We start from the raw sequence: 26,402 nt of genomic DNA, 5'->3' as shown, positions 1-26,402 counted from the left end.
TATTTTTTAAGGGGCCAGTTTGGTTGCTGATTTGCCAACGGCTGTTTCTCCACGCGTCTTTGTCCTTGCGGGACATGACGCGCAGCGCTTAGGTTTCCCGCATTAGGACCAAAGGAGTTTTGTCTGTGGCTACAGGTACTGTGAAGTGGTTCAACCCGACGAAGGGTTACGGATTCATCCAGCCCGATGACGGAGGCAAGGATGTTTTTGTGCATATTTCCGCGGTCGAAAGGGCGGGCCTGAGCAGCCTAAATGAGGGCGCGAAAGTCAGCTACGAAGCGAAGGACAATCGCGGAAAAACATCCGCCGAAAATCTGCGGGTGGGCTGACGCACCAGGAACAAGCGGCAATGCCGGGAGTCATCATAAGCTCCCGCGATAGGTTGCCCCCCGACCGGGAGTTTAGAGCGGCCTTGGCGTTCCCCGCGCCAGGGCCGCCATCCTTGTTATGCTGCATTGCCATGTTTCAGGAACAAGTGGCCGGGCCAATGAGTCCCTTCATTGCTCCCGGACGGGTGGCGCCCTCGACCGGGAGCTTAGTGGTGGCCCCGGCGCGCCCGCGCTGGGGTCGCTTTTGATTGCGCCCCATTTTCAGAACAAACGCTAAACCGCCGTGTTGCGCCCATGTTGCGCGGAGTGATTTGTAGCGGCTGATAAACGTGTTGATTCTGCTGGTGTGGGGTCGCAGCGCCTTGCAACATGAAAACGGGCGCTGGAACGAAGCCGAAACTGCAAGAAACCCTTATTTTATCGGCATAAGTCGTGGCCATCCCGGCAGGATACGAACCTGCAACCCGCGGAGTAGAAAGCTTGGCGCCCGACCGCTAATGGATTTTCCACAATCCTCGCATGTAATCAAAGCCATGCGTCAGGGTCTCCCCGGTCTCAAACGGCATCCTTCCGCAACCAACGGTGGAGAACAAGCCGGAATTCTATGGGGTCGTCATTGGTTAAGCCCTGAACCGCCTGAGTACATTGGCAAGCCGCTTCGTGCCCTTCTGCATGTGCGAACGGGTACCGAGTATGGGCCTCGATTCTCATCACGCTTCAGCGGGCCCGGCTTCGCGAATGGAACTGGCGGGGCAGGAGCGGTTGCGCGGCAGCGGCTCCAACACTGGCCATGGCCCCCGAAGTGCTGGGGGCTGTTCGCTCCCATTGTGGCGGCGCGCGCCTTCACCCACGGCAGAACTTGCTTGAAAATTGCCGGTACGTAATTTCCTTTCCGCTACCGCAAATGTTGTCGCACGTTTCGTTGAAAGCGCTTCTCGAAAAACTGGGATGGTCATTTTCAATAGAAAGCATCATGCGGTTGCCGCTGGCGGACGAGTTGTATGGATTGAAGCAAGGTCGTGTTTCACTGGACGCGCATGCTTTTATCGTCTCATGCAAATCGCTACATGTTCTGGCGTCGATTTTCGAGGTGATCTTCGAGCGATGAACTGACAGAGTGCCTCTTCGAAAACTCTCAACTAGCCGATAGCCCTGCTTATTGCCGATCTTGAAGGTCGCCGTGTCGGTTCGAGCGTTTTTATGGAGGACCGTTAGCTCACACCAATAACAATCTTCTACAACATTTTTGACCGTTATTTTTGAACCCCGTTCGACAACGAGTCGAACGTCCCGCGAAGGGCAACCGTTACCGCCGCAGGAATCGGAAATTGGCAAGAGAGTGTAGCTTCTAGTTTTGACCAGCTCGCCGAAATAGAGAACACCCCCTGCAGTCGAACAGAAGAGGCGCTCGCCGTTGCGGAACAGGCACTGCGTGTATTCATGTTCGGGTGTTTCTGAAATAGTGTAGGTCGAATGTGTCGTACGCAGCGTATTGTTGGCTTCATTCTCAGCGGATTTCGCAGACTGCAGCATTGGAAGAAGCCATATAAAGGCTCCGATCATCAAACACAGTGCTGAATCGGTTCTTCGCATGACCTAAGCGCTCGTGGCTAAAAGCTAGCTGACACCTACCCCCATATCTTCTTGACCTCTTGGCCAGTGTGAAGGGCCGGGTTCTTACGGGGGGCGATTGTGATCTGGTTCACAAATGCGCGGGTGAATGGCTGCTAGATTAAGGGGCTCAGTGACAGGCGCCGCCGGGACGCGATATTTCGAGCCCGACGGCGTAGTTTTTTCAAGGGCATTGAAGCGGCCTTGGGAGCGCAACGATGAACGCGCGTGTCACAAAACCTTGGCGGACAAGTGCCAAGCTCCCGGAGCTGGGATTTCATGGCCCAGACTGGAATGCGTGGCGATCGCCGCGCGAGCGAACATACTCCGCTCGCGCGGAGTTCAGCATCAATCTCCAATTGGAGGGAAACGCATGTTCGACGCCGAAACGACCACGCTGCTAAGAGCGGTGCTAGAGGAAGTTTGCGAGAATATTTCCGTCTTTGAAACCGGCGCTAGGACGCACGTTGCTTCCAAGATCCTCGAAGCCGCGGCAAACGGTCGACTCTCAATAGATGACTTGAAGGCAGCGGGTTACAACGCCCTGAACACGCCTACGATGTGGCGCTGAGTTTCGTCCTTGTCGGCGACGCTGTGTGATGCTGAGTCTCTCTCGGTGAGACGCTGTTCAAGTGCGGCAATGGTCACCCTGAGATTGTCGCGCCGATCGTTCAGCGACTTTGCCAAAATCGGATACCTCACGTTGGATCGGTCGAAAATCCTCGCGCGTTCTTCTTCGGCCGCGATCTCAGCTTCGATCAGTTGGAGGGTGCGGACAAGATCAGCCAGTATCTTGCTGATCGTCAATTCTCGTACCGTGCTTTCGCGGGCTGTCTCAAAACGAGGATGCATATTCATTTGCGTGCTCCGAATGTTTGAGTTCGGCACACCGAATAGCTGGTGGCCGAACTATCCACGCACGCATTGCAAGTTGTCTGCCAGAGGCGGTCCCGTAAGAATACTGTCGGTGCCGATGAGCACAACAGAGGCGTGGTGGACGCTTGCTCAAGCGGGGTTGGGTGTCGGCTAGATCCGCGCCTTGCGCCATCCGGCTGCAAGCGCGCTTGCTTCCGAGCAAAACCAGCGCTCACCGCGAAACCAATTGATCCGTGTCTGCGAATAGTACATCTGCCCCGGAAGGTGATATATCCGCTCGCCGGCTGCACTTAGATTTCCCTTGATGGGGCAGCCGAGAAGCGCTGGCGCATAATCGAGTGCGACGAAGACGAGAAACGACAATCCCAGCACCGCAGCGAATATTGCGAGCCCTCGATTCATCTCATTATCTCGAATAATTCTTTCACCTCGCTCAGCCGCGGCTTCGTGCCGGCCGGCGTGTACTCTAGTAGCATGTGCCTGGTGCCGACTGCGATCCGGTCGCGGCGGATGTCATCCTGCTCGGCGTGATATGCCCGCATGTCCGCAGCGAACTGCCGGGCCACCGCCGGCGGGATCTCGAGCGGCTTCCGGGTGATTGGCATGCCCGGAAGGTAGGTATCAGATGCCGGTTTTGCGAATCGGCCTGGCGAGACAGGATAGGGCTGCGCGGCAGCGGCCCCGGCGCTGGCCTCCACGGCCCCCAGAAGTGCTGGGGCCGTTTCGTTATCGCGCGAACAGGTCTTTGCGAGCCCTGCAGCATTCTCACGAACGTCACGCTCTCAGGCTGGTGGCTGTAACTCCTGTGAAGCCAGCCATCGCGTCATCCGGCAGGCTGCTTCAGCCTGCCGCGCCCGCCGAATAAGCCGGTCGCGCTCGACTCCTGGTGGGGTGCCACGCGCCTCTTTTCGCAGCCGCTCAGCTTCCGCGCAGACGCTCTTATCGAGAGGAACAATTCGCTTGGAAAGTCGGAGCTCGGTCATGCGCTCCCCTCCCTGGTATGCAGGCGGGAGCGCTATCGGTCTCTCAGCCACCGACGCCTACAGGCAACCCTTGGCCGGTGATGTTGGAACAATGATCCTGAACAGAGATGGTTGCAAGGAACTTGCGGCCCGCAAAACCCCGGTGAGATGGCACCTGCGCTGAGGCAGCCCTGCCATTTTGAGAAAGCCTGTCCCTCACATATCGTGATGTTGGCGTAAGACGAACGCCACGCCGTGGCGCGGGCAGCTGTGGTGACGACCGGGAAATGGACCTCGGCACCTTCGACCGCATGCTGGACCAGCGGTACGCCTCCCGCCAGCGTCTCGGCGAACAGACATTTGAGGTCGACGCCGAGCAGGACCAAGCGGACTCCGAGCCGAGCCTCGGCAGCCTCCTATGGGCCAGCCAGACCCATTGGGCGGCCGGTGATGCCCGCGACCTTGAGGAGGGGTTCGGACCGGCATCGCGGATCTGGACGGCCTACTCGAGCAGATCGGGTCGCAGGATTGGCAACACGGGAGCATGGTATGAACCAGATAACCCGAAGGTTCGGCCTGCAGATGATTGCGGGTGCTGCCGGCTCAACGCTCAGTGGATCAGCCGGAGTCGCCGAGGCTTCCGTTGATCCAGCATTCGCCGCCATCGCCAAACATCGTCAGGCGTCGGCGGACCACTTGGCTTCCATCGAACCATACGATTGGGCGGAGCGCGGCACAGACGCCTACTACGCCGCCCGAGACCATAACGAGGCCTGTTGTTACGCCGCGATGGATGCTGCGTGGGAGCTGACGTCAACGATACCCACGACTATCGCCGGCATCGCTGCCGTTCTCCAGTATTCGAACGAGGTGGAAGACGCAGGCGACGAATGGCCGGTCACTGACACCATCGGCCCGGACGGCTGGCATTATCAACTGCGACAAGCGATGGCCGTTACGGCAGCCAACCTAGCGGCGGCGTGACGACGAACACCGTCGCCTGCAACCACAATTGAGCCACCTGTCATATGCAGCCCGCCGGTTCACACCGGCGGGTTTTCCCTTGACGCAGTTTCCATTGTTTCAGGTGGTCGACCGCGGCGCGCGCTATGTTCGGCCATGGCTTTCACCGCCTCATCTTCGTCGGCGCAAAAAGCGATGCTTCGCCGATCGGCAAACACGAGCCACTGGCGGAGGCCAACTTCCCTGATGACGTACTCGGTCATTTTCGAGCGTCCTGCAGCGAGTGGACTACATCTTATGCAACCGACGTTGCTGTTCCCTTAATCAGAATCCGGCCGGGGTGACGCCGCCGGGCTCGAAATGTTTTGTCGCGGCGGTGGGATTTCAGCTGGCCCCGATAATCGCTGCTTCGTGGGCTGAAGGGTTAAATCAGCAGCTTCTTGCTCAGCCTTTGTATGCCCAGCGGGCGGTTCAATCGGGCTTTCGGACCAGTGCCTTTCAGGTGCTCCCGCTAGAACCGGCTGCTTACGCCTGGCTGCCCACCGCTGTTCGCATTTTCTTTCAACGTCCAGAGGGACAGTACTCATGGCTCGACCTCGGTCTCGGACCTGCCCCGGTGCTGCGCGTCAACTTACAACTTGTGCAAAAGCTCCTATTGATCTGCCGCAAGTCCCAGGAAAAGACGCCGCCGGTGAGAGCCACGCGGGGAGGCCGTTCTTCATGACTCTCTAGGAAGCGCAGCGCGGCTTCAGATTGACCGACCGCAGGAAAGTGTCCAGCCCGCTCTGGCTGCAGTTCTTAACTTCGCCAAGCTGTTTCTCCGCTTCGGGGCGGGTAACTGGCGAACTGCTTCCGCTACTCGCATTCGGCTTTGATTTGTACTTGGTGTCCGCAGGATCATGCCAATGTCGAGAAATGATCTTGGCCGGCGCCTTCAATCGATCGTTCGGACGGGGCGCGACAGCTATTGGGGGTGCTGCTGGGGCGGCGATCGTTGCCGAAGCTGAAGCACCCGTTGTGACCGCAGCAACCTCGTTTGCTGGCGCGACTTCGTTCTCGACGGCAGCCACAACTGCGGGTGCGGGCTTCAGCGGTAGACGGTCGCTCTTACTCGAGGTCTCCGCCACCGGGTAGGCAATTGGATGTGCTGGCGCGGGACTCCTCCCCAAGGCTGCAACAGCGCCCATTCCTACCAGGCCAATTACTCCGACGGCTACGACCCTAATCCGCACCTGATTGATCCTCGACCAACCCAGCGAACCAGAGACTTCCGCCGAAGTTTGCCCAGAATAAGGCTCTAAGCCATTGGTTTGACAGACGTACTTCTTTTCTCCTGGGTCAACCCGGGGCGGCGTGACCTCGGCGCGCCGCCCGCGCTGGAGTGGTTCTCATTTGTAGGCTGACTGGTGAGCTGCTCGACGGGGCGAAACTAAAGATTGTTATTTCAATACCTTAGATGGGATGTGATCGGCTGTTGCCGGTTCTGGAGTACGTGAACCGATACGAAGAGCCTTCCCTGAGGACCGGCGGTCACCATCCATGGAAGACTGCCGAGTGCGAGCAGTTCGAGAAGTGTCATGCCGTGGGCACCAGGGCCCGGCTGGGCCGTGGGCACCAGGGCCCGGCTGGCCTATGAGCTGCTCCTGCAGGCCGGCCAGCCACGCTGTGACGTGGTCCGGATGGGGCGGCAGCATATCCGCGACGGGATGATGGCGATGGGCCGCAAGAAGACTGGGGGTGCCGTTCAACGTCGAAGTCATGCCACGCCTTCAGGCGGCGATCGACGCAATGCCGGCGAGTGACCATCTGACCTTCCTGGTCACGGCCCAGGACAAGCCGTTTACCGCTGCCGGGTTCGGGAACTACTTCCGCGATACCTGTCACGAGGCAGGATTGCCGGAGCGGTGCACGTCACATGGTCTCCGAAAGGCCGCAGCGACCTATCTGGCCGAGCTCGGTTTTACCGACCATCAATTGATGGCGTGGTTCGGCTGGTCGTCGATATCGCAGGCACAAGTCTACACGCGAGCGGCAAACCGAAAGAAGATGGCGCGTGAGGGGGCGAAGCTCATTTCAGGAACAGGCACTGGCTCACCTTCTGACCCGGTGAGCCAAAATCAATCTCGACCTATTGAGAAGACTGGAGCGGGAAAGTGAACTGGCGATCCCGGCAGGATTCGAACCTACAACCCGCGGAGTAGAAATCCGCTACTCGCATAGAGGATCAGACTTCGCCAACCACCGATTGACCACCGAAACACCATGAACAAACGGCGATAAAGGTGGTCAATCGCGAGTGAAATTCATTGTTTTTGTTGATCTTTTCGCTTGCTACTTACGTTCGGGACGCAGGGGTCGCAGGTTCGAATCCTGCCACTCCGACCATTCTTTCAAGCACTTATAGTTTCTGTGTTTTTCGTGCGCAACGACATGCGCATCGATTTGAAGCGCGGCTGCCATGTCGGTCGATTTCGGGACGCCGGTCCCTGATATCGGCGATTCGGGACCATTGGAGCGCGCGAGGGTAACGGCCCCTGACGTGATGTTGCGTAGCACGTCGCCAATCACCACACGGTCTCCCTTCGGACCTCTCGACTGATCCTGTCCGGCATCAAAGCACGAATAGCCCGCCGCGAGTAGTGCTCAGCTTGCCGGCGCAAATACCTGTCAAGGGTTGCCGGCTTCAAAGGCCAGCAGAACATTGCCGGGCAGCCCGCTCCATTGCGCGTAGCCGGAATTGACGTACAGCATGCCGTCGACGACGACCGGGCCGGGTCCGTCCATGGCGCCGCCATGGGCCGCAACGCCGTTGACCGTGGCGTAGTCGCGGGCGGTGTCGATTTCCCAGAGCAGCCGTGCGTCATCGGTCGCGTAGGCGCGCAGGAAGCCGCTCACGCCGCCCGAGAACACGACGCCGGGAATGGCGGTGACCGCCGCGGAGAGAGCGGGGCTACACTGGGGGCGGTCGCCACAGGCCACCGGCGCCACCTGCATCGCGATCCTTCCGGTCGCAAGATCGAGCCCGAACAGGCCGCCACCTTCGCTTGAATTCAGACGTCGCGTGCCGTCCCTGAGAAATCGTACGTCCGAATTGGCGACATAGATTCGGTCCTGGTCGGCGGCGGAACCCCATTCGGTCCCGCCCAACGCGCCACCCTTGCCGATCCGCGTCTGCCACAGGATCTTGCCCTCGTGGTCGGGATCGAGCGCGTGGACCACGCCGGATTTCTGGCCGATCACCAGCGCGCGCTGTCCGTTACGCAGGCTCACCAGGATCGGCGATTGGCCGAAATCATGGTCGGGGCCGCGGTCTTCCGGACAATTGCTCTGATCGGTGCCGAAACACGCAACGACGAAGCTGTCCTTCGGTGTGGCCTGTTGGTGCCAAAGCATTCGGCCGGTCGCGAGATCGAACGCGAGGATGGCATCGCTGGTGTCGGTTGCCGGATCGGCATAGCTGTTCGAGGTCGCGACATAGAGCGCCTGGCGCTGCACGTCGATCGTCGGCGCGGACCAGACCGACGCGCCGGCCGGACCGAACAGCTGGGTCCCGAGGGCGTTCGCCCGTGTCGGATGCGGTGCCTCGGGAATCGTATAGGCCTTCCAGATCTGCGCACCGGTCTCGGCCTTCAGCGCAACGACGCTGCCGCGAAACGTACAGCACTGGTAGGTGGGACGAGACCCGATAGCCTCCTCGATCGATGAAACCCCGACATAGACGACGCCGGAATAGAACACTGGCGCACCGGTAATCCGGGCGGCCACATGATCGTCGACCTTGCTCTTCCAGATCAGCTTGCCGGTCGCGGCATTCAGGGCGTAGACGTTGGCGCGCACATCGCCAAAGAAGATGGCAGACTGGCCGTTGTCCAGTGGGGCAAAGCTGATGGCCGTCCGCACCGGCGCCTCGGTCGGAAACTCCCAGCGCGTGCAGCCGCTTTTGGCATCGAGGGCGTGGACCTTGCGGTCGCCGCCACCGACGAACAGCAAGCCGCCGACGACAGCCGGCTGCGCGTTGGCGTTGGACGTCTCAGGAAATCCGAACGCCCATTTCAGACGCAGTCGCGGCACCTGGTCTTGCGCGAGGCCGGCCATTGCCGCCGGCTGAAACCGGCTGTTGTTGATATCCGCGCCCCAACCGTTCCACCGCGGCCCGTCGATCGGCTTCGGAAAGCCGGTCTCGTTCTGCGCGCATTGGCCCGCGCTCCCGGTTGCCGCGAGCGACGCGGCCTTTCCCGTGACGAGCGAGGCGATCGCCGCACGCTCGTCGCTGGTCAGTCCCTGCGCGAAGGATGCCATCGGGCCCGTGGTGATCGCACCAAGCACCTCGTCGAACGATCTGGATTGCAGCGCGGTGCGGCTCGGCGCGCGAACAGCCGCGTTGCTGCTGTCGTGACATTGCGCACAGCGTTGCGCGTAGAGATCGGCACCGGCTTGCTGCGCCGCGGCAGGCAGGCAAGACGAGATCAGGGCGATGGCAATCGCAGCACTCAGTTTCATCGTGATTCACCGGCGTTGGCTTTGATGAAGAGAGCAATTGCAGCTTAGCACAACCTTCCGGCTGCCATCGTGGCTGGCGGAGGCCGGCCGCACGTATGGCGGGGCAGGATCCGATCGCCGCCTTCAATTCGAGCGCCCGCCGGCGCGATCTCCCATTGACAGGTCGGCCGATGTGATAGAATTATAACAATATAAGTTGCAAAAATAACAACATGTCACCATCGTACCAGCGCCGTGCGCGGTCGACGGGAGGAAAATTTGGAATTGTCCGGTTCGATCGCAGCCGAGCCTCGGCCGTCGACGGCGCTGTTGATGGTCGGTGGCATCAACAAACGCTTCGGCGGCGTGCGGGCGTTGCGCGACGTCAACCTCGAGGTCCGGGTCGGCGAGGTGCACGCGCTGCTGGGCGAGAACGGGGCCGGCAAGTCCACGCTGATCAAGATCCTCAGTGGCGTCCATGCGGCCGACAGCGGCGCGATCGAGATCGCCGGCAAACCGGCGACGTTCGACAGTCCGGCTAGATCGCGCGAGGCAGGCATCGCCGTCGTCTATCAGGACCTCAGTCTCGTCGAGTCGCTGAGCGTCGCCGACAATTTGTTGCTCGGCCGCGAGCCGCGTACGCGGTTCGGCTTTGTCCGCAAGCGCGAACTGATGGCCAGGGCCGGGGCGTTCCTGAGCGAACTCGGCATTCCCCTTGATACCAAGGCAACAGTCGGCTCGCTGCCGTTCGCCTACCGCCAGATGACCGAGATCGCCAAGGCACTGATGGGCGAGGTGCGCCTGTTGATCCTCGATGAACCGACATCGTCCCTGACTTCGGATGAAGTTCGCATCCTGTTCGATGCGATCGGCAAGGCGACGCGCCGCGGCGTCGGCGTGATCTATGTGACCCATCGGCTGAACGAGGTGTTCGAGATCTCGCAGCGTGTCACGGTGCTGCGCGACGGCGCCAATGCCGGCACATTCGTCACCGCCGAGACCGACATGAAGCGGCTGGTGAACGCCATCATCGGCACCGATCGATTGGCGCCCGCGGTGTCGCGCGCCGAGGCTGCGGCCGCGCGTTCGTTCGATCCGTCGCCGGTTCTGTCGCTGTCGGGCGTGTCCAACGACCGCCTGTCAGCCGTCGAATTGTCCGTGATGAACGGTGAGATCCACGGCCTTGCCGGATTGATCGGCAGCGGGCGCACCGAGATCCTGGAGACGATCTTCGGCCTTCGGCCGGTCGAGAGCGGCACACTGGCGATCGAGGGCCGGCCGTGGCTGCCGAACGGCGCGGCCGATGCGATCGCGCATGGCGTCGCGCTGGTGCCGGAAGACCGGCATCTGCAGGGTCTGGTGCTGGATCATTCGATCGAGCGTAACATCACATTGCCGCGGATTCCGCATTTCTCGCGCTGGGGCTTCATGCAGCAGCGCGCCGCCGCCCGGCGTGCCGACGCTGCGGTGGCAAGGCTATCGGTGAAGGCACAAGACACCTCGAGCTTGGTCAGGACATTGTCCGGCGGCAACCAGCAGAAGGTCGTGTTCGGAAAATGGAATGATCCGCGGCCGCGCGTGCTGCTGCTGGACGAGCCGACGGTTGGCGTCGACGTCGGCGCGCGCGAGGAGATCTACGGCGTGATCCGCAATGCTGCGCGCGACGGCACCGGCGTCCTGGTGGTCTCGTCGGACCTCGTCGAACTGATCGAGCTCTGCGACCGCATCTCCGTGATCGTCGATGGACGCGTGGCGCGAACGCTGGTGCGCGGGGAGATCGATGATGCCGAAGAGCTCCATCATCTGCTGCAGATCTACCAGGCTTCCGAACAAGGCGTATTGCAAGAGCTGCCCGCATGACCGAACTGACCGCGCCCAATCTCGTCGCCTCGTCGACCCGATCCGATCGTCGCCGCAAGCTGCTGCAGAATCTGCTGCGGGGCGAGCGGCCCTACATGCTGTACATCGCCTTCGTGGTGCTGCTGGTCGTGTTCAGCCTGTCCTCGCCCTGGTTCCTGTCGGTCGACAATTTCCTGAACATCGGACGCCAGACCACGCTGGTCTCGATCATCGCGGTCGGCATGACCTTTGTGATCATCGCGCGCCAGATCGATCTGTCGGTCGCATCGACATTGGCGCTGTCGGGCATGGCCGCGGCGCTCGCGATGAGTCAGATCAACAATAGCTGGATCGTAGGCGCTGTTGCCGGGCTCGGCACCGGCGCGCTGGTCGGGCTGCTCAACGGCATCCTGACCACGCAGCTCTCGATCCCGTCGTTCCTGGTGACGCTGGGTTCACTGAGCATGGCGCGCGGTTTGGCGATGATGGTAACCAATACCAAGCCTGTCATCATCACCAACGAGACATACTTTGCGATCTTCGGCGAAGGCTCGTTCCTGGGCATACCGGTTCCGATCGCCTGGACGCTGGTGGCGATGATCGTCGGCATCCTGCTGCTGCACTATAACGTGTTCGGCCGCCGCATCTATGCGGTCGGCGGCAATCCGACCGCGGCGCTGTATTCCGGTATCAACACCAAATGGGTAACGACCGCGGCCTTTGTGCTGACCGGTGCGCTCGCCGGGCTTGCGGCGCTGGTGCTGTCCGCGCGCTCGCACGCCGCGCGGCCCGACGTCGTGCAGGGCATGGAGCTCGACGTCATCGCCGCCGTGATCCTCGGTGGTTGCAGCCTGTTCGGCGGGCGCGGCTACATCCTGGGGACGCTGTTCGGCAGCCTCATCATCGGCACACTCAACAACGGCCTCGTGCTGCTCGGCGTCAGCTCGCCACTGCAGCTCGTCATCAAGGGAGCGATCATCGTGGCCGCGGTCGCCTTCACGAAACGCTAGAGCACGACGGCGCAGCGCATGGGCCGCAAGGTCAGGCGTTGCAAGGGTAGGGGCAAGGTCGCCGGCCTCCGGTCAAATCGGCGACCAAAACGGGAGGAAACAGTGAAGCCAATCTTGCGACAAACCCTGCCGCTGACCGCGCTGATCGCGGCGACGGCCATTTCGATCGCCGCCTCGGCCCGCGCCGAAGTGCCTGCAACCTGCGTGAAGGGCGTCGATCTCGCGACGCTTGGACCGAAATCGATCGTCGGTCAGGGGCCGCACGGCGAGAAGGCCGCCTCGCCCGAAGTGCTGGCGCTGTCGGACGCCGATGCCGCCAAGATCAGGGAGAAGCATTTCAAGGTCGGCATCTCCATGCAGACCGTCAATCTCGACTGGGCGCAACTGCAGATCCAGGGCATCACCGACACGCTGAAGAAGTATGGTGTGACCGTCACCGGCGTCGCGTCCGCCGAGTATCAGGTCGACAAGCAGATCGCCGACATCGAGAACACCATCCAGCAGCATCCGGATGGCATCATCTCGATCCCGGTCGATTTCACGGCGACCGCGCCGACCTACAAGAAGATCGCCAAGGCCGGCATCAAGCTCGTGCTGATGGACAGCATTCCGACCGGACTGAAGCATCCCGAGGAATATGCCTCGATGATCTCGGCGGACAGCCAGGGCAACGGTCTGATCGCGGCCCAGATCCTGGCGTCCTGCGTCGCGCAGGGCGGCACCATCGGCCTCGTCAATTTCGGCGTCGACTATTTCAGCACCAACGAGCGCACCAAGGGTGTCCGCGAGTGGATGCAGAAGAACCGCCCGGACATCAAGATGAAGCAGGTCGACTTCACCGACCCGCCGAAGGTGTCGCAGATCGCAGGCGACTTCCTCACCGGCAATCCGGATATCAAGGGCCTGTTCGCGGTCTGGGACCAGCCGGCGCTCGATACGCTGAGCTCGATGCGCGCGCAGGGCATCGACGTTCCAGTCGCCACCGTCGATCTCGGCCTGCAATCGGCGATCGAGATCGCCAAGGGTGGCCCGCTGAAAGCGACCGGATCGCAGCGCCCCTATGACCAGGGTGTCGCCGAAGCGATGGCCATGATGAACGCGCTGCTCGGCAAGGAAACGCCGGGCTGGATCGGTGTGCAGTCGCTGCCGGTGACGCAGTCCAACGTGTTGGAATCCTACAAGACGGTGTTCAAGAAGGAGCCGCCGCCGGAGCTGACCGACGCCTGCAACAAGGCGAAGCCTGCCTGCAACTGAGCCGCAGGAGTGCGATGCGTGGTCCCGCGAGCCCGCGCATCGTGAGCAGCCTGATCCGGGCGCGCCAGCCCCCGCTCGGATCAGGTTGCGCTGGTCACGTACTCGACGGGAAGGCTACGGAAGTGCTTGCGCATGTCCGCTGACGCCGCGCCGCCGACGATGATCCGCGAGAACGCGCCGATATCGGAGAAGAACGCCGACTTGAGGCTGCCGAGCTTGCTCGCGTCGATCACCAGGATGCTTTCCATCGCGGTCTCGATGACGGCCTGCTTGACGGCGACCTCGTGAAAATTCGAGCAGCTCGCGCCGCGGGTCCAGTGCACGCCGCCCGCGGAGATGAAGGCCTTGTTGATGCCGAGCCGCCGCAGATAGGATAGGCCGTCGTCCGACGCAAAGGACTGCGACGACGGATGGTAGAGGCCGCCCATCAGCATCACCTGCGTGGCCGGCCGTCGCGTGACGATCGACGCCACGTTCATCGAATAGCAGATCACCGAAAGCGGCAGGTCCTCCGGCAGGCAGTCCGCCAGCGACTGCATCGTCGTGCCGCAATCGATGAAGATCGTATCGCCTTCCTTGATCGAGGCCGCGGCAGACCGGCAGGCCAGGCGCTTGTCCTGGGTGTGCTGATCGATCTCCTGCTCGAACGTGTACTTGACCCCGGTCGGCGACGCCGCATTGACGACGTAGCCGCCGAGCAGCGCCAGCGCGGCGTCCGGCCCGGCGAGATCGCGCCGGACCGTCATTTCGGAAACCTTGAGGAGCTCGGCGGCGTCTTTCAGATGCAGCGTGCCGCTCGATTCGACGGCGCGGCGCAGCCTCTGCAGGCGCTGCACGCGCGTCTCGCTTGGTCGTGCGTTCGATGTTTCAGCCATTTTGATCGCCGGGCTTGCTTATCCGATTGACAATGATCTTACAATGTTGTGAGTTTATCAACGTCGATTTGTTACAATAATAACATCCAGTCCGGCGGGCTGATCGAGGGTCGGGGACGATGTCGTCCTCAGGCAGTCGGCAAACTCCGCGGCAAGGTCAGGGGAGGATCACATGTTGCGATCGACACATTCAGTCTATCTGGCGATCTCGTCGATTCGCTAGGACCGCACGGCGCCTCCATGACGCAGAGCGTCTTCATGCAGAATCCGTCCCCATTGGCCGCGCAGCCGCCTTCTCCGGGCGGCGAGCATCCGCTGCCGCGCAACGCTGGCCGCGCGCTCGAGATGGATTGGATCGATGAGATCAGGATCAATCTGTCGGCCGCCGAACGGCGTGTCGCGAGCCTGCCGGGCCGGCGCACGGTCAAGAAAGACGCGCAGGCGGCGTGGCTTCTCAAGGCGATCACCTGCATCGACCTGACGACGCTCAATGGCGACGATACGACCGAACGGGTGAAGCGTCTCTGCGCCAAGGCCAAAGCGCCGGTGCGCGGCGACCTTCTCGAGCGGCTCGGCTTTGCCGGCCGCGAGCTGCATACCGGCGCGGTCTGTGTCTACCATCGGTTCGTGGCGACGGCCGTCGAAGCGCTCGACGGATTGGACATCCCGGTCGCTGCGGTCTCGACCGGATTTCCCGCAGGTCTCGTGCCCCACGATCTGAAGCTGAAGGAGATCGAGGCGTCGGTCCGCGACGGCGCGCAGGAGATCGACATCGTCATCACGCGCGAGCATGTGCTGACCGGCGATTGGCGGGCGCTTTACGCCGAGGTGCAGGATTTCCGCGCCGCCTGCGGCGACGCGCATCTGAAGACGATCCTGGCCACCGGCGATCTCAAGACGCTGCGCAATGTCGCCAAGGCGTCGATGGTCTGCATGATGGCCGGCGCCGACTTCATCAAGACCTCCACCGGCAAGGAAGGCGTCAACGCGACGCTGCCGGTGACGCTCGCGATGCTGCGGATGATCCGCGTCTATCAGGAGCGCACCGGCTACCAGATCGGCTTCAAGCCGGCCGGCGGAATCTCGACGGCAAAGGACGTGCTCAACTATCAGTTCCTGATAAGGGAGGAACTGGGACGCGACTGGCTCGAGCCGGACCTGTTCCGCATCGGCGCCTCCAGCCTGCTCGCCGATATCGAGCGACAGCTCGAGCATCACGTGACCGGCCACTATTCGGCCTTCAATCGCCACCCCGTGGGATGAGACTCCAGCGATGAGCGTCGCAAGCTATTTCGAGACCATGGAGTATGGCCCCGCGCCGGAGGCGGACGGCGAGGCACGCGCCTGGCTGGCGCGGCATGGCGCCACGTTCGGGCATTTCATCGCCGGCAAGTTCACAGCGCCGCACGCCGGCAAACACCTCACGACGACCGAGCCGGCCACGGGCAAGACGCTGGCGCGCATCGCGCAGGGCGCTGCTGCCGATGTCGAGGCGGCGGTCAGCGCCGCACGCACCGCGCAGACCGCGTGGGCAAAGCTTGGCGGTCACGGTCGCGCGCGTCATCTCTATGCGTTGGCGCGCATGCTGCAGCGTCACGCCCGGCTGTTCGCCGTGCTGGAGGCGATCGACAACGGCAAGCCGATCCGGGAAACCCGCGATCTCGACGTGCCGCTCGCTGCGCGCCATTTCCTCTATCACGCCGGCTGGGCGCAGCTGCAGGAGCGCGAATTCACCGATCAGGTGCCGGTTGGCGTGATCGGGCAGATCATTCCGTGGAATTTTCCGCTGCTGATGCTGGCGTGGAAGATCGCGCCGGCGCTGGCCGCGGGCAATACGGTGGTGCTGAAGCCGGCGGAGTTCACCTCGCTCACCGCGCTGCTGTTCGCCGAACTTTCGGCCGAAGCCGGCCTGCCGCCGGGCGTGTTGAACGTCGTGACCGGCGACGGTGCCACTGGCGCGCTGCTGGTCGAATGTCCCGGCGTCGACAAGATCGCGTTCACCGGCTCGACCGAGGTCGGGCGGTTGATCCGCCAGTCGACCGCGGGCACCGGCAAATCGCTGACACTCGAGCTCGGCGGCAAGTCGCCGTTCATCGTGTTCGACGATGCCGATATCGACGGCGCGGTGGAAGGCGTGGTGGATGCCATCTGGTTTAACCAGGGCCAGGTCTGCTGCGCCGGTTCGCGGCTGCTGCTGCAGGAGGGGATCGCGGAGACTTTCCGCCGGCGCCTGATCCGCCGCATGGAGACGCTTCGCGTCGGCATGCCGCTCGACAAGGCGATCGACATGGGCGCGGTGGTCGCACCGGTACAACTCGAACGGATCAAGTCGCTGGTCGAGACCGGGGTGAAGGAAGGCGCCGAGAAATATCAGGCGTCCGGTGCGATCCCGGCGGAAGGATGTTTCTATCCGCCGACCTTGCTCTGGAACGTGCATCCGTCCTCGACGGTTGCGACCGAAGAAATCTTCGGCCCTGTCCTGGTGGCGATGACGTTCCGCACCCCTGACGAGGCTGTGATGCTCGCCAACAACACGCGCTACGGCCTTGCCGCCAGCGTGTGGAGCGAGACGATCGGTCTGGCGCTCGATATCGCGCCGAAGCTCTTGGCCGGCGTGGTCTGGGTCAACGCCACCAATCTGTTCGACGCCAGCGTCGGCTTCGGCGGCTATCGCGAGTCCGGCTTCGGCCGCGAGGGCGGCCGTGAAGGCATGTATGAGTATCTCAAGCCGAAGGCCTGGAGCGGGCGCAAGGCGCGGGCCAAGGCATCGCCGCTGCCGACGGCTTCCGGCGCCAGCGCCGGATTCGATGTGCCGCCAATCGATCGGACGGCAAAACTGTTTGTCGGTGGCAAGCAGGTGCGTCCGGACGGCAATTATTCGCGTCCGGTGCTGTCGCCGAAGGGCCGGCGCCTCGGCGAGGCAGGCGAGGGCAATCGCAAGGATATCCGCAATGCGGTGGCCGCGGCGCGCTCCGCCGAGTCCTGGGCGCGGGCGACGGCGCATAATCGCGCCCAGATCCTCTATTACCTTGCCGAGAATCTTTCCGCGCGCGGCGATGAGTTCGCCCGTCGCATCGCCGACATGACCGGCGTGTCGGCTGCGAAGGCGCGCACGGAAGTCGATGCGAGCATCGAGCGGTTGTTCAGCTATGGCGCCTGGGCGGACAAATTCGAAGGATCCATCCACGCGCCGCCGCTGCGCGGCGTGGCGCTCGCGATGTATGAGCCGATCGGCGTGGTCGGCGTCGCCTGTCCCGACGAGGCGCCGCTGCTCGCCTTCATCAGCCTGGTGGTGCCGCTGATTGCGATGGGCAACCGGGTCGTCGCCGTGCCGAGCGAGCGGCATCCGCTCGCCGCGACCGACTTCTACCAGGTGCTCGAGACCTCGGACGTGCCGGGCGGCGTGGTCAACATCGTCACCGGCGATCACAGCGAGCTGGTCAAGGTGCTTGCCGAGCACGACGACGTCGACGCGCTCTGGGCGTTCGGATCGCAGGACGCCTCAGCGGCCGCCGAACGGCTGTCGATCGGCAATCTCAAACGGACGCTGGTCGATCATGGCCTCGCGCTCGATTGGTACGACAAGGCCGCGAGCGAGGGCCCGATCCTGCTCCGCCACGCGGTGCAGGTGAAGAACATCTGGATTCCGTACGGTGACTAGCGACGTCACCTCGCGGTGATATCGATGGGGTTCGGACCGTCAGAGTCCGGCGAGTTTGAACACAAGGGAAGGACGCAACATGCTCAAGGGCATCGATCCACTGCTCAATGCCGACGTACTCTACGCCTTGCGGGCGATGGGGCATGGTGATCGTCTGGTGGTGTGCGACACCAATTTTCCGGCCGACTCGATCGCGCGCCAGACGGTTCTCGGCCGGTTGCTGCGCATCGACAATGTCAACGCGGCCAGGGCGGTTGAGGCGATCCTCTCGGTGATGCCGCTCGACACCTTCGTCGACGATGCGGCCAGCCGCATGGAGATTGTCGGCCAGGCTCAGGAAGTGCCACCCGTGCAGCGCGAGGTGCAGACCGCGATCGATCGCGCGGAGGGACGGTCCTGGCCGCTGGTCGGCGTCGAGCGCCACGCTTTCTATGAGAAGGCCAAGACGGCCTATTGCGTGATCGCGACGGGCGAGCGGCGCTTCTATGGCTGCTTCCTGTTCAGCAAGGGCGTGATCGGGCCGGACGGGGAGTGACGAGATGAGCAAGAGTGGCGTCGCCGTCCTCGGCGTCTTCGTCGTCGACTTGGCGTTCCGCGCCGGCAACATGCCGGCGATCGGCGAGACGATCGCCGGATCGGGATTCGCGATGGGGCCTGGCGGCAAGGGATCCAACCAGGCTGTCGCGGCCGCGCGGGCCGGCGCCGGCGTGAGCTTTATCTCGCGGATCGGCAGCGACGCCTTCGGCGAGCTTGCGATCAAGACCTGGGAGGCCGAGGGAATCCGGCCGCGCGTGGCCAGGACGGCGGAAGCGCCGACCGGCGCAGCCTTCATTTACGTCCATGAGACGCGCGGCGACAACGCCATCATCGTCGTGCCGGGTGCAGCGGGCGGTATCGGCCCGGCCGATGTCGACGCGGTGGCGGACGCGATCCGCGACAGCCGCGTGTTCGTGACGCAGCTCGAGCAGCCGGTCGATGCAGCGCGGCGCGGGCTCGAGATTGCGCGCGCCGCCGGCAGCATCACGGTGTTCAATCCGGCACCGGCGATCCAATTCGACGATGGCCTGTTTGCGCTGTGCGATTATGTCGTTCCCAACGAGACCGAGGCCGAAGCGCTCACAGGCATCGCGGTGGGCGACCTTGCTGGCGCCCGCCGCGCCGGCGACGCCCTGTTGGCCAAAGGCGCCGGGACGGCGTTGATCACCCTCGGCGAGCGCGGCGCGCTGTTCCATGCGCGGGATCGCTCGCTGCACGTGCCGCCTTTCGCGGCCGGTAAGGTCGTCGAAACCACCGGCGCGGGCGATGCATTCGTCGGCGGCTTCGCGGCGGCGCTCGCCGACGGCGTCGATCCGCTCGAGGCTGCGCGCTTCGGTTCGGCCACGGCGGGAATCTCGGTGACCCGGCCGGGCACCGCGCCCGCGATGCCGCGGCGCGCGGAGATCGAAGCGCTGCTGAGGGGATGATGCTGCGATGATGCGGAATGATCCGATCAAGCATGTCTTCATCTGGCCGGCGGTGCTCGTCGTGCTGGCGATCTCGATATTTCCGCTGATCTATTCGCTGACTACGAGCTTCCTCAGCTACCGGCTGATTCCGCCGATCCCGCCGCGCGTCGTCTGGCTTGGCAATTATGCGGCGTTGTTGCAGGAGCCGCGGTTCTGGAATGCGCTCTTCACCACGACGCTGATTGCGCTGATCGCGGTCGGGTTGCAATACGCGATCGGGTTCGGCGTCGCGCTGGCGCTGAATGCGCGGGTGCCGGGTGAGCGGCTGTTCCGCGTCGCCCTGCTGCTGCCGATGCTGCTGGCGCCCGTCGCGGTCGCGCTGGTGGCGCGCATGATCTTCAATCCGACGATGGGACCGCTCAATCAGTTCCTGTCGAAGTTCGGCCTGGTCAACCTGCCGTTCCTTACCAATGGACATTGGGCACTCGCCTGCATCATCGCGGTCGAGGTCTGGCAGTGGACCCCGTTCGTCATCCTGATGATGCTGGCCGGGCTGCAAACGCTTCCCGAAGATGTCTACGAGGCCGCCGAGCTCGAGAATGCCAGCGCCTGGCAGCAGTTCTGGGGCATCACCTTTCCGATGATGCTGCCGATCTCGGCCGCCGTCGTCTTCATCCGCCTGATCGAGAGCTATAAGATCATGGACACGGTGTTCGTGATGACCGGCGGCGGGCCGGGCGTCGACACCGAGACGCTGACGCTGTTCGCCTATCAGGAAGGTTTCAAGAAGTTCAATCTCGGCTACACATCGGCGCTCAGCTTCCTGTTCCTGATCGCGATCACGATCATCGGCGTGACTTATCTGGCGCTGCTGCGGCCGCATCTGGAGAAGCGCCGATGAGCGGCCAAGGCTTGACGGGACTGTCGCCATGGCGCCGCCGCCTGGTCGCGGCCGGCGTTCTCATCTGGTGCCTGATCACGGTGTTTCCGCTCTATTGGGTGGTGGTGACCGCATTCAAGACGCCGCCCGGCGTCGTCGGCGGGCCGACCTATCTGCCGTTCATCGACTTCACGCCGACCTTGCAGCCCTTCATCGATCTCTATCAGGGCATCCGCGGCGAGTTCTTCCGGACCTTCCTGAACTCGACCATCGTTGGCCTATCCGCGGCAACGATCGCCACGGCGATTGGCGCGATGGCGGCCTATGCGCTGGTGCGCTTCGAATTCAAGGTCCGCTTCGGCGCGGGCCTCGCGTTCTTCCTGCTCGCGCTCGGCGGCTACCTGCTGTTCAACACGACGTTCGGGTTCACCCGCCCGCAGGCCCTGTTGCTGGCCTTTCCGATCGCGCTGATCGTGGCCGTCGCCGCCAACCGCCTGCCGCTGCCCGGACCGATCCTCGGCAATGAGGACATCCTGTTCTGGTTCGTCAGCCAGCGCATGTTCCCGCCCATCGTCACCGCCTTCGCGCTGTATCTGCTCTACAGCGAGATCGGGCGGCTGGGCTTCCAGCTGATCGACAGCTTTGTCGGCCTGACGCTGTGCTACGTCGCCTTCTCGCTGCCGATCGTCGTCTGGCTGATGCGCGACTTCTTCGAGGCTGTGCCGATCGAGGTCGAGGAGGCGGCGATGGTCGACAATGTGCCGAGCTGGCGCATCTTCTTCGGCATCGTGGTGCCGATGTCGATGAACGGGTTGCTGGCGACGTTCATGATCACGCTGGCCTTCGTCTGGAACGAGTTTCTGTTCGCGCTGTTCCTGACCAATTCCAGATGGCAGACGCTGCCGATCCTGGTGGCGGGACAGAACAGCCAGCGCGGCGACGAATGGTGGGCGATATCGGCTGCGGCGCTCGTCGCCATCGTTCCCATGATGATCATGGCGGGCCTGCTCAGCCGGATGATGCGGTCGGGCCTGCTACTCGGGGCCATCAAATAGCAAAAAACCTTGTAGGGAGGACTAGACGATGTTGCGACGGACGTTCCTGATGCTGACCACCTCGCTCGCGATGGCCTGTGCCGCGAGCCAGGCGAATGCTGCCTGCAGCCCGGACTATACCGGCGTCACCCTGACGGTGGCGTCGCAGACCGGGCCGTATATCGCCTCCGCGCTCAAGCTCGGCGCGGACGAATGGGCGAAGAAGACCTGCGGCAAGGTCAATGTCGTGGAGTTTCCATGGTCCGAGCTCTATCCGAAGATCGCGACGTCGCTGACGGCGTCGGATGCGACGTTCGACCTCGTCAGCTTCGCGCCGGCCTGGCTGCCTGATTTTGTGCCCTATCTCAGCGAGATGCCGAAGGAGATGCAGTCCGGCAAGGACTGGGACGATATCGAGCCGGCCTATCGCGAACGGCTGATGGTGTGGGAAGGCAAGATCTACTCGCAGTCGATGGATGGCGACGTCCACACCTATACCTACCGCACCGACCTGTTCAGCGATCCCAAGGAGAAGGACGCCTTCAAGGCCAAATACGGCTACGACCTCGCGCCGCCGAAGACCTGGAAGCAGTATCTCGACATTGCGGAGTTTTTCCAGCGGCCCGACAAGGGGCTGTGGGGAACGGCGGAAGCCTTCCGCCGCGGCGGTCAGCAGTTCTGGTTCTTCTTCAGCCATGCGGCGGCCTACACCAACAATCCGAACTATCCGGGCGCGATGTTCTTCGATCCCGAGACGATGGACGCGCAGATCAACAATCCGGGCTGGGTGAAGGGGCTCGAGGAATACATCAGGGCATCGAAGCTCGGGCCGCCCAACGCGCTGAATTTCTCGTTCGGCGAGGTGAACGCTGCCGTGGCCGGCGGCCAGGTAGCGGAATCGATCGGCTGGGGTGACACCGGCGTCATCGCCGCCGACCCGAAGCAGTCGAAAATCTCGGGCAAGGTCGGTTCGGCGATGCTGCCCGGCTCGGACGAGATCTGGAACGCCAAGACCAAGAAGTGGGACAAGTTCCCGAGCGTGCTTCCGGGCCCGTTCATGGCATTCGGCGGCTGGCAGATCGCGGTGCCGAAGGCCGGCAAGAACCAGAAGGCGGCGTGGGATTTCGTCAAGACACTGACAAGCCCTGAAGTGTCGGGCCAGGCGGCGATCACCGGCGGCAGCGGTGTCAATCCCTACCGCAAGTCGCACACTGCCAATCTGCAACTGTGGAGCAAGATCTTCTCGCCGGAAGAGGCCAAGGAATATCTCGGCGCGCAATCCGACTCCATCAATGCCAAGAACGTCGCGCTCGACATGCGTCTGCCCGGCTACTTCTCTTACACCGAGGTGGTCGAGATCGAGCTCGGCAAGGCGCTGGCCGGCCAGACCACGCCGCAGGCGGCGCTCGACGCGATGGCCAAGGAGTGGAATCGGCTGACCGACGAGTTCGGCCGGGCCAAGCAGCTCGCGGCCTATCGCGCGGCGATGGGTCTTCCGCCGAAGAACTAGCTTTCCAGCGAGACGTCCCGGATGACGCGCGAGCATCGTCCGGGACTTTACTTGCCGTCGACGAAGGGACGGAAAAGGATTCCATGGCGCACGTCGAGATCGAGAACGTCAGCAAGGCATACGGGCCCTACAAGATCATTGAAGGGCTCGATCTCAACGTGGCCGACGAGGAGTTTGTCGTGCTTGTCGGCCCGTCCGGCTGCGGCAAGACGACGACGTTGCGCATGATCGCAGGACTGGAGGCGGTGACGAGCGGGACCATCCGCATCGGCAATCGCGACGTGACGCAGTTGCGTCCCGGCCTGCGCAATTGCGCGATGGTGTTCCAGAATTACGCGCTCTACCCGCATATGACGGTCGGAGAGAACATCGGCTACGGCATGAAGGTGCGCGGCGAGCCGCGCGCCAGCATCGAGAAGGCCGTCAATGACGTGGCACGCGTGCTTGACCTCGAACAATATCTGCAGCGCCGGCCCAAACAGCTCTCGGGCGGGCAGCGCCAGCGCGTGGCGATCGGCCGCGCCATCGTGCGCAGCCCGGATGTGTTTCTGTTCGACGAGCCATTGTCCAATCTCGACGCCAAGCTCCGCATCGAGATGCGGACCGAGATCAAGGCGCTGCACCGCCGTCTCGCCAAGACGATCGTCTATGTCACGCACGACCAGGTCGAAGCCATGACCATGGCCGACCGCGTCGTGGTGATGAACCGCGGCCGCATCGAACAGGCGGCCGATCCGATCACAATCTACGAGAAGCCCAGCAATCTCTTCGTCGCCGGCTTCATGGGCGCGCCCAGCATGAATTTCATCGATGGTAAGATCGTTGCCCGCGACGGCGCGCTCACCTTCACCGAGCCGTCGGGCACGGCGTTGAGAGTGCCGAAGTCACGCGAGGCGGCCTATGCCGGCAGCGTCGGCAAGCCCGTGGTGCTCGGCGTCCGGCCCGACCATGTGTTGCGGCAAGACGCGCCGGCGGGCTCTTCGATCCGGATCCTTGTGAAAGACGTGGAGCCGCTCGGGCCGCACACGCTGGTGATCGGGACGGTCGGCCCATTCGCATTCACGGCGCAAATGCCGGTCGGCGTCGCCGCGGAGCCGGATCATGTCATCGACGTCGCGCTCGATCTTGAGCGAACGCACTTGTTCGACAAGGCGTCCGGGACGGCTATTTGCTGATCTGCCGCAGCCTGGCTCGACAACCGCCTGCCTAGCTGCAGGACCCTCGCGCGCGCCGGACCGTATCGGACGGATACAGGCCGAAGGCCGAGCGGTACACCGCAGCGAAACGGCCCATATGCGTAAAGCCCCACTTCAGGGCAACTTCGCTGACCGGGAGCATGTTCTCCGGTCGCGACAGTTCGTCGTGGATGGCCTCCAGCCGAATTTGCCGCAAATAGGCGACCGGCGTCGTGCCGTGAATTTTGCGGAAGCCCAATTGCAGCAACCGGCTGCTGACCCCAACCGTTGCGGCAATATCCGATATCGTCACCGGCAGATGCGGATTGGCCCGCATATACTCGACCGCACGCCTGATGTAGCGCGGCGGTGCCTCCAGCGGGTGGCGGCTCAACCGGTCGGTCAGCCGATGAGGAACGTTCTCAAGGATGAGCTGTATCGCCGCTTCCGATAGCAGTGCGCTGGCTTTCGGAGAGCGTACCAGGATCCCGTCATACAGGCCGGTGGTGCTCGTGCGGACAAGCTAAGGGTCTGCCCAATGCCGGTCGACAAGTCGACGATCGGCGTCAGATTGAGATCTTCCAGCGCCGTGCTCCCGAACGTCGCAGACAGCACCTTGGCAACTACGCCCGTATGCAAGGTGAGCGTGACGCTTGAGTATCGTCCATCGACCGCTTCAACCCGCTGCGCTTGCATCGTTGGAAGGGGCACGATGGCGATCTCGGAGGGGGTCCGCTGGATGCTCTTTCCTGCGATGAGCATTTCGGCCTGGCCGGCATTCAGCAGGCTTATTGCGAGTTCTCCGGCGGAATTCTCGTATGAATAGCGCCAATCCCAACCGGCCGACAGATCGGCCCGCACGACGTCAAGTTCCGCGCCGATGGCTATGTCCGCATGCCAGCGAAACGATTGGTCAGGCCGCGGCGAGGAATGCGCATTGATCCCGTGGGGGTGGAGCATTTCAAGGAGTTCTTCGAACGAAGATCCCGATCGCGTGGGAGGTGCAGCGAGTACGTCTTCGACCATCAAATCCCAACCATCGGATGATTGCTGTTTTGCGGATTGCCCGATCCATCAGACCGGTTTTCCGCTGTTCAGGGCGTCCGCCACACGCATAGACCGCATCACCACACTAGCACAGCTTTGGTGATTTCGGGTCGCGTGCCCTTTCTCACAATTTCTTCAATATCCGAACAGCGAACAGAATATCCAGATCGCGCAATCGAGCCGCGAAAGCTGACATTTGATCTCATCCGCCCGCCGGCATCGCGCGACAGTTCCGATTCAATCCGCCTCGCCAACGTTCGAGAGCAGCAGCGGATGCACAGCATGCGCGATGGACTGTCTTAGCCACAATCCGAACGCCTCCATCCGGAATGCGACGTCGTCCATGGACTCGTAGCCCATTTGGCCTAAATCGTCACGACCAACTCAAACGGGTTATGAAAGCATGCTTACAAGGATTACTTGCGTACTCGCGCTTACAGTTCTTTCGTCCATGCCTGCGCTGGCCGATGGTTGCGCAGATCACGTCCAGAGCACCGGCGTTCCCATGGTAACGGGCATGACGCACAAGACCTGGATGATCTTTCCGTCGGTCAATCCCGGTGCCGCCCTCGACAAGGTGTCCCGCGCCGTTCTGGCGGAGGGCTTTGTCGGCGTGAACGTCGACAAGAAACTCGGCACGCTGACCACCCAGCAGGAGACCACCGGATCCGGCCGCCCACAAACGCTGCAAGTCGTCGTCCGCAAGGACGGCAAGGGTAGTCGCGTCGATGCGACCTTCAGCTTGCCGCCGGGACAGTTGGCTCCAGGTGTCGGCGATAACCTCTGCCGCGTCGTGAACGCGGCCGGCCAATGAACTTCGCCCATCTGTGAAGCAGGCTGACGCGCGAATTGTAACCGGCCGCGCGTGTCCGGGTGTCGTCCGGTCCGGAACCAGACGAGTTCATCCAAGTCGAGGGAATCGGGACGCAGGTGCCGGCCTGCGCCCACAGCAATGAAGCAGGAGATATGATGAGTAGGGCTCGCTTTGTGAAAGTTGTTTTGATGGCGACCACCGGTGCCGTGGTGTTTTCGGCCTCCGCCATTTCGGCTCCGTTGCAGCACGGTACCGGCGTTGCGGCGGCAATGCCGTCGTTGACCGAGAAGGTCTGGTGCCGTTACGGGCAGTGCTATGACAATGGCGGCGGCGCTGCCGTCGGCGGACTGGTCGGTGGCCTCATCGGCGGCGTCATCGCGGCCGGCGCAGCCAACGCCGCCGCGCAGCAGGAAGCTGCCGCCGCCCAGCAGCACGCGGCGTCCTGCGCCCAGCGCTATCGCTCCTACGATCCGGCGTCGAATACGTTCCAGGCAAAGGACGGCCGGCGGTATCCCTGCCAGTGAGACTGCCGCAGGCTTGCGGCGCCGGAACGGGGAGGAAGCGAACCCGCCGCTCCAGACAATAGCCCTCGGCGCCGCGCTGAGCACGAATGGAGCTCCGGCCCGCGAGCCGGAGCA

Annotated in this window: 24 protein-coding genes; 16 read left to right on the top strand and 8 right to left on the bottom strand. The window is 62.9% G+C overall.

Going from position 1 to position 26,402, the window contains the following annotated elements; translation table 11 throughout:
• Window positions 1-125 precede the first annotated feature (125 nt).
• The gene (locus ACVIYL_RS42730) at window positions 126-329 is read left to right on the top strand and encodes a cold-shock protein (protein ID WP_028336518.1); all 204 of its coding nucleotides are present in this window, start codon (window positions 126-128) and stop codon (window positions 327-329) included.
• A gap of 843 nt (window positions 330-1,172) precedes the next feature.
• On the opposite strand, the gene ACVIYL_RS42725 is transcribed toward ACVIYL_RS42730, so the two are convergent.
• The 3 genes from ACVIYL_RS42725 to ACVIYL_RS42715 form a co-directional block, all read right to left on the bottom strand.
• Window positions 1,173-1,862, bottom strand: coding sequence for a hypothetical protein (locus ACVIYL_RS42725; RefSeq protein ID WP_456781471.1), 690 nt, complete (start codon window positions 1,860-1,862; stop codon window positions 1,173-1,175).
• A gap of 612 nt (window positions 1,863-2,474) precedes the next feature.
• A complete protein-coding gene (locus ACVIYL_RS42720) occupies window positions 2,475-2,798 on the bottom strand; it encodes a hypothetical protein (protein ID WP_310881393.1) in 324 nt (107 codons plus the stop codon).
• 168 nt (window positions 2,799-2,966) lie between these two features.
• Window positions 2,967-3,218: a sunset domain-containing protein gene (locus ACVIYL_RS42715; protein WP_143270979.1), complete on the bottom strand. Its 252-nt coding sequence runs from the start codon at window positions 3,216-3,218 to the stop codon at window positions 2,967-2,969.
• Between the two features lie 1,109 nt (window positions 3,219-4,327).
• Between ACVIYL_RS42715 and ACVIYL_RS42710 the strand changes: the two genes are divergently transcribed.
• The gene (locus tag ACVIYL_RS42710; RefSeq protein WP_456781470.1) at window positions 4,328-4,762 is read left to right on the top strand and encodes a hypothetical protein; all 435 of its coding nucleotides are present in this window, start codon (window positions 4,328-4,330) and stop codon (window positions 4,760-4,762) included.
• A 59-nt stretch (window positions 4,763-4,821) separates the two neighbouring features.
• Here ACVIYL_RS42710 and ACVIYL_RS42705 read toward each other — a convergent pair whose 3' ends face one another.
• Window positions 4,822-5,004 carry a hypothetical protein gene (locus ACVIYL_RS42705; RefSeq protein WP_456781469.1) on the bottom strand — a complete coding sequence of 61 codons (183 nt, stop codon included), beginning with the start codon at window positions 5,002-5,004 and terminating at the stop codon, window positions 4,822-4,824.
• 1,474 nt (window positions 5,005-6,478) lie between these two features.
• On the opposite strand from ACVIYL_RS42705, the gene ACVIYL_RS42700 reads away from it, so the two are divergent.
• Window positions 6,479-6,898, top strand: coding sequence for a tyrosine-type recombinase/integrase (locus tag ACVIYL_RS42700; protein WP_456781468.1), 420 nt, complete (start codon window positions 6,479-6,481; stop codon window positions 6,896-6,898).
• A gap of 510 nt (window positions 6,899-7,408) precedes the next feature.
• Here ACVIYL_RS42700 and ACVIYL_RS42695 read toward each other — a convergent pair.
• Window positions 7,409-9,241 carry an outer membrane protein assembly factor BamB family protein gene (locus ACVIYL_RS42695; protein WP_456781467.1) on the bottom strand — a complete coding sequence of 611 codons (1,833 nt, stop codon included), beginning with the start codon at window positions 9,239-9,241 and terminating at the stop codon, window positions 7,409-7,411.
• Between the two features lie 258 nt (window positions 9,242-9,499).
• Between ACVIYL_RS42695 and ACVIYL_RS42690 the strand changes: the two genes are divergently transcribed.
• From ACVIYL_RS42690 to ACVIYL_RS42680, 3 genes are all read left to right on the top strand, one after another.
• A complete protein-coding gene (locus tag ACVIYL_RS42690) occupies window positions 9,500-11,080 on the top strand; it encodes a sugar ABC transporter ATP-binding protein (RefSeq protein ID WP_456781466.1) in 1,581 nt (526 codons plus the stop codon).
• Entirely contained in the window at window positions 11,077-12,069 is a 993-nt protein-coding gene (locus ACVIYL_RS42685) for an ABC transporter permease (RefSeq protein WP_092083818.1), read from the top strand. The genes ACVIYL_RS42690 and ACVIYL_RS42685 overlap by 4 nt, the downstream gene beginning before the upstream one ends.
• A 102-nt stretch (window positions 12,070-12,171) precedes the next feature.
• Window positions 12,172-13,323 carry a substrate-binding domain-containing protein gene (locus ACVIYL_RS42680; protein WP_092083816.1) on the top strand — a complete coding sequence of 384 codons (1,152 nt, stop codon included), beginning with the start codon at window positions 12,172-12,174 and terminating at the stop codon, window positions 13,321-13,323.
• Window positions 13,324-13,403: 80 nt separating this feature from the next.
• Here the strand turns inward: ACVIYL_RS42680 and ACVIYL_RS42675 are convergent, their stop codons facing one another.
• Window positions 13,404-14,198, bottom strand: coding sequence for a DeoR/GlpR family DNA-binding transcription regulator (locus ACVIYL_RS42675; RefSeq protein WP_057018878.1), 795 nt, complete (start codon window positions 14,196-14,198; stop codon window positions 13,404-13,406).
• A 258-nt stretch (window positions 14,199-14,456) separates the two neighbouring features.
• Here ACVIYL_RS42675 and deoC point away from each other — a divergent pair, with 258 nt between their 5' ends.
• The 8 genes from deoC (at window position 14,457) to ACVIYL_RS42635 (ending at window position 23,903) form a co-directional block, all read left to right on the top strand.
• Window positions 14,457-15,461 (top strand): deoxyribose-phosphate aldolase, encoded by a 1,005-nt coding sequence (gene deoC / locus ACVIYL_RS42670; RefSeq protein ID WP_456781465.1) that lies wholly within the window; start codon window positions 14,457-14,459, stop codon window positions 15,459-15,461.
• A 10-nt stretch (window positions 15,462-15,471) separates the two neighbouring features.
• A complete protein-coding gene (locus tag ACVIYL_RS42665; RefSeq protein ID WP_456781464.1) occupies window positions 15,472-17,859 on the top strand; it encodes an aldehyde dehydrogenase family protein in 2,388 nt (795 codons plus the stop codon).
• Window positions 17,860-17,938: 79 nt separating this feature from the next.
• Window positions 17,939-18,394 carry an RbsD/FucU family protein gene (locus ACVIYL_RS42660; RefSeq protein WP_057018876.1) on the top strand — a complete coding sequence of 152 codons (456 nt, stop codon included), beginning with the start codon at window positions 17,939-17,941 and terminating at the stop codon, window positions 18,392-18,394.
• Between the two features lie 4 nt (window positions 18,395-18,398).
• Window positions 18,399-19,322 (top strand): ribokinase, encoded by a 924-nt coding sequence (locus tag ACVIYL_RS42655; RefSeq protein WP_456781463.1) that lies wholly within the window; start codon window positions 18,399-18,401, stop codon window positions 19,320-19,322.
• 7 nt (window positions 19,323-19,329) lie between these two features.
• Window positions 19,330-20,205, top strand: coding sequence for a carbohydrate ABC transporter permease (locus ACVIYL_RS42650; RefSeq protein ID WP_253603297.1), 876 nt, complete (start codon window positions 19,330-19,332; stop codon window positions 20,203-20,205).
• Window positions 20,202-21,239 (top strand): carbohydrate ABC transporter permease, encoded by a 1,038-nt coding sequence (locus ACVIYL_RS42645; protein WP_456781462.1) that lies wholly within the window; start codon window positions 20,202-20,204, stop codon window positions 21,237-21,239. Before ACVIYL_RS42650 ends, ACVIYL_RS42645 begins: the two co-directional genes overlap by 4 nt.
• Before the next feature lie 49 nt (window positions 21,240-21,288).
• Window positions 21,289-22,728, top strand: coding sequence for an extracellular solute-binding protein (locus tag ACVIYL_RS42640; protein ID WP_233475792.1), 1,440 nt, complete (start codon window positions 21,289-21,291; stop codon window positions 22,726-22,728).
• 83 nt (window positions 22,729-22,811) lie between these two features.
• On the top strand, window positions 22,812-23,903 hold the full coding sequence (locus ACVIYL_RS42635) for an ABC transporter ATP-binding protein (protein WP_456781461.1): 1,092 nt from the start codon (window positions 22,812-22,814) through the stop codon (window positions 23,901-23,903).
• A 31-nt stretch (window positions 23,904-23,934) separates the two neighbouring features.
• On the opposite strand, the gene ACVIYL_RS42630 is transcribed toward ACVIYL_RS42635, so the two are convergent.
• On the bottom strand, window positions 23,935-24,297 hold the full coding sequence (locus ACVIYL_RS42630; RefSeq protein ID WP_456781460.1) for a helix-turn-helix transcriptional regulator: 363 nt from the start codon (window positions 24,295-24,297) through the stop codon (window positions 23,935-23,937).
• Between the two features lie 8 nt (window positions 24,298-24,305).
• Window positions 24,306-24,929 carry a hypothetical protein gene (locus ACVIYL_RS42625; RefSeq protein WP_456781459.1) on the bottom strand — a complete coding sequence of 208 codons (624 nt, stop codon included), beginning with the start codon at window positions 24,927-24,929 and terminating at the stop codon, window positions 24,306-24,308.
• A 538-nt stretch (window positions 24,930-25,467) separates the two neighbouring features.
• On the opposite strand from ACVIYL_RS42625, the gene ACVIYL_RS42620 reads away from it, so the two are divergent.
• Window positions 25,468-25,764: a hypothetical protein gene (locus tag ACVIYL_RS42620; RefSeq protein WP_244435956.1), complete on the top strand. Its 297-nt coding sequence runs from the start codon at window positions 25,468-25,470 to the stop codon at window positions 25,762-25,764.
• A 155-nt stretch (window positions 25,765-25,919) separates the two neighbouring features.
• On the top strand, window positions 25,920-26,288 hold the full coding sequence (locus ACVIYL_RS42615) for a BA14K family protein (RefSeq protein ID WP_456781458.1): 369 nt from the start codon (window positions 25,920-25,922) through the stop codon (window positions 26,286-26,288).
• Window positions 26,289-26,402: the final 114 nt, after the last annotated feature.

Source organism: Bradyrhizobium sp. USDA 3315 (assembly GCF_054056795.1).
This window is presented reverse-complemented; position numbering and strand designations above follow the sequence as displayed.

What these genes read in the sequence shown, in the direction of transcription:
- ACVIYL_RS42695 (WP_456781467.1), bottom strand. Translation starts at nt 9,241, where the DNA reads ATGAAACTGAGTGCTGCGATTGCCATCGCCCTGATCTCGTCTTGCCTG.
- ACVIYL_RS42625 (WP_456781459.1), bottom strand. Translation starts at nt 24,929, where the DNA reads ATGGTCGAAGACGTACTCGCTGCACCTCCCACGCGATCGGGATCTTCG.
- ACVIYL_RS42720 (WP_310881393.1), bottom strand. Translation starts at nt 2,798, where the DNA reads ATGAATATGCATCCTCGTTTTGAGACAGCCCGCGAAAGCACGGTACGA.
- ACVIYL_RS42675 (WP_057018878.1), bottom strand. Translation starts at nt 14,198, where the DNA reads ATGGCTGAAACATCGAACGCACGACCAAGCGAGACGCGCGTGCAGCGC.
- deoC (WP_456781465.1), top strand. Translation starts at nt 14,457, where the DNA reads ATGCAGAATCCGTCCCCATTGGCCGCGCAGCCGCCTTCTCCGGGCGGC.
- ACVIYL_RS42640 (WP_233475792.1), top strand. Translation starts at nt 21,289, where the DNA reads ATGCTGACCACCTCGCTCGCGATGGCCTGTGCCGCGAGCCAGGCGAAT.
- ACVIYL_RS42645 (WP_456781462.1), top strand. Translation starts at nt 20,202, where the DNA reads ATGAGCGGCCAAGGCTTGACGGGACTGTCGCCATGGCGCCGCCGCCTG.
- ACVIYL_RS42635 (WP_456781461.1), top strand. Translation starts at nt 22,812, where the DNA reads ATGGCGCACGTCGAGATCGAGAACGTCAGCAAGGCATACGGGCCCTAC.
- ACVIYL_RS42665 (WP_456781464.1), top strand. Translation starts at nt 15,472, where the DNA reads ATGAGCGTCGCAAGCTATTTCGAGACCATGGAGTATGGCCCCGCGCCG.
- ACVIYL_RS42655 (WP_456781463.1), top strand. Translation starts at nt 18,399, where the DNA reads ATGAGCAAGAGTGGCGTCGCCGTCCTCGGCGTCTTCGTCGTCGACTTG.
- ACVIYL_RS42650 (WP_253603297.1), top strand. Translation starts at nt 19,330, where the DNA reads ATGATGCGGAATGATCCGATCAAGCATGTCTTCATCTGGCCGGCGGTG.
- ACVIYL_RS42620 (WP_244435956.1), top strand. Translation starts at nt 25,468, where the DNA reads ATGACGCACAAGACCTGGATGATCTTTCCGTCGGTCAATCCCGGTGCC.
- ACVIYL_RS42705 (WP_456781469.1), bottom strand. Translation starts at nt 5,004, where the DNA reads ATGACCGAGTACGTCATCAGGGAAGTTGGCCTCCGCCAGTGGCTCGTG.
- ACVIYL_RS42715 (WP_143270979.1), bottom strand. Translation starts at nt 3,218, where the DNA reads ATGAATCGAGGGCTCGCAATATTCGCTGCGGTGCTGGGATTGTCGTTT.
- ACVIYL_RS42685 (WP_092083818.1), top strand. Translation starts at nt 11,077, where the DNA reads ATGACCGAACTGACCGCGCCCAATCTCGTCGCCTCGTCGACCCGATCC.
- ACVIYL_RS42710 (WP_456781470.1), top strand. Translation starts at nt 4,328, where the DNA reads ATGAACCAGATAACCCGAAGGTTCGGCCTGCAGATGATTGCGGGTGCT.
- ACVIYL_RS42660 (WP_057018876.1), top strand. Translation starts at nt 17,939, where the DNA reads ATGCTCAAGGGCATCGATCCACTGCTCAATGCCGACGTACTCTACGCC.
- ACVIYL_RS42615 (WP_456781458.1), top strand. Translation starts at nt 25,920, where the DNA reads ATGAGTAGGGCTCGCTTTGTGAAAGTTGTTTTGATGGCGACCACCGGT.
- ACVIYL_RS42725 (WP_456781471.1), bottom strand. Translation starts at nt 1,862, where the DNA reads ATGCTGCAGTCTGCGAAATCCGCTGAGAATGAAGCCAACAATACGCTG.